The 3178-nt window shown below is 36.0% G+C and carries 5 protein-coding genes; 1 reads left to right on the forward strand and 4 read right to left on the reverse strand.

Going from position 1 to position 3178, the window contains the following annotated elements; genetic code table 11:
• Nucleotides 1-215 (forward strand): hypothetical protein (locus NZM04_03980; protein ID MCS7063199.1); only part of this gene is annotated, 215 nt, incomplete at its 5' end.
• On the opposite strand, the gene NZM04_03985 is transcribed toward NZM04_03980, so the two are convergent.
• The 4 genes from NZM04_03985 to NZM04_04000 form a co-directional block, all read right to left on the reverse strand.
• A complete protein-coding gene (locus tag NZM04_03985; protein ID MCS7063200.1) occupies nucleotides 205-462 on the reverse strand; it encodes a hypothetical protein in 258 nt (85 codons plus the stop codon). The genes NZM04_03980 and NZM04_03985 overlap by 11 nt on opposite strands.
• Before the next feature lie 257 nt (nucleotides 463-719).
• Entirely contained in the window at nucleotides 720-1364 is a 645-nt protein-coding gene (locus NZM04_03990) for a hypothetical protein (GenBank protein MCS7063201.1), read from the reverse strand.
• A gap of 25 nt (nucleotides 1365-1389) precedes the next feature.
• On the reverse strand, nucleotides 1390-1968 hold the full coding sequence (locus NZM04_03995) for a hypothetical protein (protein MCS7063202.1): 579 nt from the start codon (nucleotides 1966-1968) through the stop codon (nucleotides 1390-1392).
• Nucleotides 1952-2581 carry a hypothetical protein gene (locus tag NZM04_04000; GenBank protein MCS7063203.1) on the reverse strand — a complete coding sequence of 210 codons (630 nt, stop codon included), beginning with the start codon at nucleotides 2579-2581 and terminating at the stop codon, nucleotides 1952-1954. Before NZM04_04000 ends, NZM04_03995 begins: the two co-directional genes overlap by 17 nt.
• Between the last annotated feature and the right edge of the window lie 597 nt (nucleotides 2582-3178).

The raw sequence follows: 3178 nt of genomic DNA on the forward strand, positions 1-3178 counted from the left end.
CGAGTGTATTTGAGATGTCGGAATGGGGGCTTTGGTTTTGTTCATGGAGTGTTGGGGGAGTAGATGATGATTGGGAGGGAGGCGATGGTTTATCCGTAAGCAGATTCGAAGGTAAGGAGCTTAATCTGATCATTAGCCACCAAATCAGGAAGGCTAAGGGCAAAGTTGCTATCAAAAGGAATCTTGTTAAACGGAGTCTTGAATTCATGGTCTGATTTTTATAATTAGCTCATCATAAAACGGCTGCACTTGTTGAATCTTTCGAGTGAACTGTCCGCTATGGTCGCTCTCGGTGTCTCTGAAATTACTCTTAGAACCTGGACCGATGTTGACATTTTCATGTATAGATCCCCCGACGTTGGCAGAGCTGCCGACTTTCAACCCTCTAATTCTTGACATGCCGCCAAATATACTCTGTCCACCCGATCCGTGCCAAATACCGAATGTCGCCGCTGAAGTCATTTGTTTAAGATTCTTAGCTTTTATATGAGCAGCATTCGCACAATTCGCAAGATAAAACTTGAATCCGTGATTACCCTTTTAAAATTGACCCTAGACTTTATCTTACAGCTATTTCGTTATTTCTTTAAATCGTATAATTCGCTATTCTCTTCGCTTTCAAGTTCTTCTCTAACGAGATTAATTTAAGATGAGTTATTGTTCATAAAAATTTAAGGGCTATATCTAAAATCTATTATCTATGTATAATCAAGTTTAATTTAAGGAACTGAGCTATCTATAAATCTTTGACATACTCCATTCCTATTTATGATCCAATATACAACATAACGTTCTCCCTCCCCAAAGGAAGAGGATTTAATGAGTATAGATTCTTCCTTTTCATTCACTACTGCCCAAGTTGGAATATATTTAGAATCTGGTAATGGGTAACTGCCTGATTGCAGATTAAGTAAGAAACAATCCTCGTATAAGGCTTTAGGAACTTTTATTTGCTTACCATTCCAGCTAACTTCAAATTTTTTAATTCGTGTATATGCATTATGAAAACCATCCGTATGTTCAATCTCTTTGAGATCATGGAAAAAGATTTTTTCTGCCATCGGGTGCTTTTCAATTTCTATATCTATTGTGATTTTACTTTTTATGGGCTTGTCATATCCTAAAAAAAAACCTGTATTCTTACTGTTACTTATCTCGATACGGAACTGTTTAGTCTCTAGATACCAGTTCATTTCCATCGCAAATCTTTCTTTTTCATCTATAGTTTCCATATCCATAAGTTGTTTTCTATCTGAGGATAAACAATTGATTATCTGCATTATTAAGATTATAAATGCTAATGAAGGATTTTTAGAAACATGAATGAATTTAAGAATTCTATGATGAATAAGGCGCTTTATCATGGGTGAATTCAGTTAGAAACTAATCTTATTGATTAAAAGGATCGTAACGTTTTATAAAACGCTGGAATCTGCCGTTTTTATTTATAATCCAATAGACTGTGTATGATCTTAGACCAGGAAAAGAAGAGCATCGTATCAGTATAGACCGTTCTTTTTCGTTAACTGTAGTCCATGTAAAAGAGTCCGGATCATCTCTATAAAAACCAGTCTTTAGATTCAAGTTATAACAATCACTATAAAGATTTTGAGGTATAGGTATTTTCTTATCGTCCCAGTAAACAGTAAACTCTTCGATTTTTGTGATTGGATCTCCGAAATAAGGCTTTAGATTATTTATAACTTGTCGTTTATCTTCAAAAAATTTTTCTGCATATGGATGCTTAGTAATTTTTATGTAAACTTTAATTTTGCTTTGTATGACCTGATCGTATCCTTCATAACCACCATTCCCTTGTCCTGGGGCAGTAGTAAATAAATATTCCTGGACTTTTAGATATTTATCTAATCCCAAATGATTCTTATTATGAGCGTAAGTTATTTCGACTTGAGCCAATATGATTGCGATGAATACAATAAATAAAGATACGTTAATCTTTGATAGCATAATTAACTTTAACTCTTATTCGGGGCTCGATGTATTTTAGATAATCATTCATTATATATCTGAATGTTTTAAGTTGAAATCGATCGCCACAAAAGCCTACACAGCCTTCTGTTCCAAGTTTCCCAGTATCAGGATGTAATAGGATATCACTTCTGGGTGGATGCAACTTCATATTCGTGCTTAATTCATATTTAAATTTAACTCCGTGAACTTTGAATGGTTTGCCTCCTATTTTGATCTTTGCATACCACTCTCCCTCTGGTATGCGAGTGTTACCGCCAGGAGGGACTTTGCTATCGGTTGATCGATAACCTCCAGTAGTAACATCCCATTCATATAAAGTTTCACCGTTATCGCTTTTCCAGTAAGCCTTGCCTCCATAGATAGGAGAGTTAGGCCCTTGTCCAATTATATTGTTAAATATAATCTCGATCCAATCATTAAACAAATACGTAAATGCAGCGGAGAGGGCGCCGTTAGCGAAGTTGCCGCCGCCGAGCATCGCTGCAGTCCCGCCGGCAGCTGCTGTGATTGCCGTTCTGGGTAAAGAATCAAAGCGGGCTGATAAAAAGCTGTAAGTTGTGACCTTGTATGCCATCAAAGTTTTAGCCATTCCATTATTCTTCTCCCTTAGGAAAAGGATGTTGACATAGATTTTTCTCTTCTTGTTGACAATTAATTCGCAAATATAACGATCATCATCACCATCGGTATTATTAAAAAAAGAATAACGTGATATAGAACACCGTTTAACTCATGTTCTTTCCCACCTTTTTATCGTAAATCGAAATCCACGAGGTGTCAAGGCTCTTCTCCGATGAAACCTTCTTCAGCTGTCTTGATCCAAATTCACAAATCATTATTCTCTGCGAATTGAAAGTTAAAGGTGACTAAAAGCATCGCTATAATTAATTATGCACACCTGATCATCGGCTTGTTCCATAGGCTCCGAGCTACAGATCTCTTCCATCGACGTAGATTTTCTGATAAAACTTAGGATGAAAATTGCTTAGCATCCTGTTATGGTTACCTTCAAGTAATACCACTTCTGAATGATTTATGGTATCTTATTAGACTATTTCAAATTCTTTTTAAGTAGAGCTAGATAGAGTCTCAAGGACATAAGACGAACAAAGTGTCAATGTTTTTCCTAATAAACTAGAATAGTTTAATCCCTTTCAGTCGCCTTTATTTTTGATTTCGCTTTTTT

The organism is Candidatus Methylacidiphilales bacterium (genome assembly GCA_025056655.1).
Lineage (GTDB): Bacteria > Verrucomicrobiota > Verrucomicrobiia > Methylacidiphilales > JANWVL01 > JANWVL01.

Bases quoted from the DNA above. Each gene is read 5' to 3' on its own strand.
- NZM04_04000 (MCS7063203.1), bottom strand. From the start codon at position 2,581: ATGGCTAAAACTTTGATGGCATACAAGGTCACAACTTACAGCTTTTTA.
- NZM04_03990 (MCS7063201.1), bottom strand. From the start codon at position 1,364: ATGATAAAGCGCCTTATTCATCATAGAATTCTTAAATTCATTCATGTT.
- NZM04_03985 (MCS7063200.1), bottom strand. From the start codon at position 462: ATGACTTCAGCGGCGACATTCGGTATTTGGCACGGATCGGGTGGACAG.
- NZM04_03995 (MCS7063202.1), bottom strand. From the start codon at position 1,968: ATGCTATCAAAGATTAACGTATCTTTATTTATTGTATTCATCGCAATC.